Consider the following 3,190-nt stretch of genomic DNA (forward strand, 5'->3'; position numbering starts at 1 on the left):
ACTTACGGCGAATAGTTAATATCTGATAAGTAGCTTCACAAACTTGGATATTATCAGGTATACCATGGGATTCCATTCTACTAGCTGTATTTATTTTACCAGATCAAATTCCGCTGGCTATTAAACGACCTTTAGCGATCGCATCCATACACAAGCAAATATTGCTACCGGAGCAGTGGGCATGATTACAGAACCGGTACAAAAAGACTTCAACTCAATCCCCATTTTGCGTTATGAGTAAATCAGTGTAACCCTATTGAGAGAAAATCAATGGCTCGTCCCCCGACATTAACTTTTGATCGTGGCACATTAATTTTACATCCGCCGCCACGCAGTAAAACCTGGATAGACTATGCAATTTGGGATGATAGAATTGAAAAATTCCGCATTCCTGCCATTAGATACCGTCCCTTAGTTGAAGCACTCCAAGCAGAAGCAACGGATTTTATTGATGAAGCTAAGGCTTTTTATCCTCTGGAGTTGGTATCTAGCCTAGAAATGACACCCTATCCCCACCAGAATGAGGCGTTAGCCGCTTGGAAATTGGCGGGACGACAGGGGGTAGTTGTCCTACCAACGGCGGCGGGAAAGACTTATTTAGCCCAAATGGCGATGCAAGCTACACCACGCACGACGTTGATTATAGTACCAACTTTAGATTTAATGCACCAGTGGTATGCTCACTTAGTAGCAGCTTTTCCTGATGGGGAAGTAGGATTACTGGGAGGTGGTTCACGGGATAGAACGGCGATTTTAGTCGCTACCTATGATAGTGCGGCAATTCACGCAGAGAGTTTAGGTAATAAATATGGCTTAATAATTTTTGATGAGTGCCACCATTTACCTACAGATTTTAACCGAGTTATTGCCGAATATGCGATCGCCCCCTACCGTTTAGGACTTTCTGCCACACCAGAACGCACAGATGGCAAACACACTGAATTAAATATTCTCATTGGTAAAGAAGTTTATCGTCAACGCGCTGAAGATTTAGCAGGTAAAGCTTTAGCAGCCCATGAAATTGTGCAAATTAAAGTTAAATTATCCCAACTAGAACGGGAAAAATATAATCACCTAATTCAAACTCGCAATGATTTTTTAAAGCAATCAAAAATTTCTTTAGGAAGTCTCCAAGGTTGGCAGATGTTTGTGCAAATGAGTGCAAGATCACAGTCTGGACGCAGAGCCATGTTATCACATCGTCAAGCCAAAGAAATTGCTTTAGGCACAGATGGGAAAATTCGGGTACTTGTAGACTTATTAGCCACCCATTATCCCGAAAGAATTTTAATTTTCACTGCTGATAATGCTACAGTTTATCGCATCTCTCAAGACTTATTAATTCCCGCAATTACCCATCAAACCCCAGTTAAAGAAAGGCATGAAATATTAACTAAATTTAAAGAAGGTGAATATAATACTTTAGTTGCTTCCAATGTCTTAAATGAAGGTGTAGATGTCCCCGCAGCTAGTATTGCCATTATTTTATCAGGTACAGGTTCAACCAGAGAATATATTCAACGTTTGGGGAGAGTCTTACGTAAAGGTAATATAGCCAATAAACAAGCAATTTTATATGAAGTCATCGCCGAAGACACCAGCGAAGAAGGAACTTCAGCTAGACGCAGAGGCGAAAATAAAACTCCAGAAGAAAAACTCAAAAAAGGCAATTTACAAGTTATTTATAGCAGTGAAAAGAAAAGCGATTTAAAAGCAGCAGAACAATTAGAAATTAACTATTCAACCGAAAAGAAAGATGTTACCAACGGATCTACTAATACACCGCCAAAACGGCGAAGAAATTATCCCCAAAAGACTGAAACTTGATCAAAAACATTTGAATTTAGCCACTGAGTTAATTAATTTTTTTCAAGAAGCAGTTGGCAAAACTCAAGGACTATTAGAACGTCAATTAACCGACTTTGAAGGAGATACCACAGATTACCGGATGAAACGGGGTTTAGCCTATATTCTCAAAAGTGGTTTTTGCACCTTTGAAATAGTTAGTCCCCTTGAACCACCCATGTTAAGAGCAAAAGTATTTGCATTAGCAGCAAAATCCATTTCTAGTCGGGAATCAACTGATATTATTTTAAATAAAATTGCCGATGATTTAAGTCAAGAACTCAACCAAGAAGTTTTACCTAATCAAATCCGCAATGGACTTTATGCCGATTTATCAGAAAATAAAATCTTAACAGCTTTTGATGCCCCTAAACCAGAAGATGTATTACATCGTTATAATTTATCTCAAATCCAAGGAGTTTTTTACAAAGCTAGTCAATTAATATTAAATGCTCATCGCAATGTTCCTGGAGAATATAAACTCTTATTTCGTTATTTAAAGCTATTTCAATTAATGGCTTATATTGAGGGTGATGCCGATCATGGATTTACAATTACCGTAGATGGTCCGACAAGTTTATTTACTTCCAGCACCCGTTATGGTTTGGCCATAGCCAAATTAATTCCCGCTTTACTTCATGTCACAAAATGGAGTTTATCAGCCACTTTACAAACCCGTGATTTTTATACAAATGAATGGAGAACAGGACGTTTCACCCTCAATTCTGAATGTGGCTTAGTATCCCACTACCCTCCAGGAAAGCCCTATGATAGTATGTTAGAAGAATCCTTTGCTAGTAAATGGGATGCTTTAAAAAGTGGTTGGATCTTAGAAAGAGAAGTAGATTTAATTCCCATTCCTGGTAGTGTTATGATTCCCGATTTTCGTCTAGTTCATCCAGACGGACGGACGTTTTTATTAGAAATTGTCGGTTATTGGCGACCAGAATATTTACAAAAGAAATTTGCTCAAGTTAAACGGGCAAATTGTGATAATTTAATTTTAGCTATTTCTGAAAGATTGAACCTAGAAAAAGCTGGCGTAAAACTAGATAATGTTTCTGGGAGAATAATTTGGTTTAAAGAAAAACTATTACCAAAATCTGTATTAGCCGTTATGGAATAATCTAGGCTAGATATTATTGTTTTAACTCACATTCCGCACCCTAAACTGTCACAGATCAAAAAAGCCATTAAAGTAGTACATAATAACTAAAAGCACCTCAAAAGTTAAGAGGCTTAATGAGAATAAGTTGCATTAAAAGGAACATGGTGTGAGAAAGTGAAGCTTGGTAACAAAAATAAAAGAAAAAAAAATGAATTGATAACCAAATAAGAAATAATT

The 3,190-nt window shown here is 37.5% G+C and carries 3 protein-coding genes; 2 read left to right on the forward strand and 1 reads right to left on the reverse strand.

Translation table 11 applies throughout. The features are described from left to right. A partial coding sequence (locus CUN59_RS22410) for an adenylate/guanylate cyclase domain-containing protein (RefSeq protein ID WP_279327326.1) occupies positions 1 to 94 on the reverse strand: 94 nt, incomplete at its 3' end. A gap of 176 nt (positions 95 to 270) precedes the next feature. Here CUN59_RS22410 and CUN59_RS20290 point away from each other — a divergent pair. Continuing rightward, positions 271 to 1,827, forward strand: a complete 1,557-nt coding sequence (locus CUN59_RS20290; protein WP_104389526.1) for a DEAD/DEAH box helicase — start codon at positions 271 to 273, stop codon at positions 1,825 to 1,827. Continuing rightward, positions 1,757 to 2,971: a DUF790 family protein gene (locus CUN59_RS20295; protein ID WP_104389527.1), complete on the forward strand. Its 1,215-nt coding sequence runs from the start codon at positions 1,757 to 1,759 to the stop codon at positions 2,969 to 2,971. The genes CUN59_RS20290 and CUN59_RS20295 overlap by 71 nt, the downstream gene beginning before the upstream one ends. The last annotated feature ends 219 nt before the right edge of the window (positions 2,972 to 3,190 follow it).

It is taken from the genome of Cuspidothrix issatschenkoi CHARLIE-1 (assembly GCF_002934005.1).
In the GTDB taxonomy this organism is placed as follows: domain Bacteria; phylum Cyanobacteriota; class Cyanobacteriia; order Cyanobacteriales; family Nostocaceae; genus Cuspidothrix; species Cuspidothrix issatschenkoi.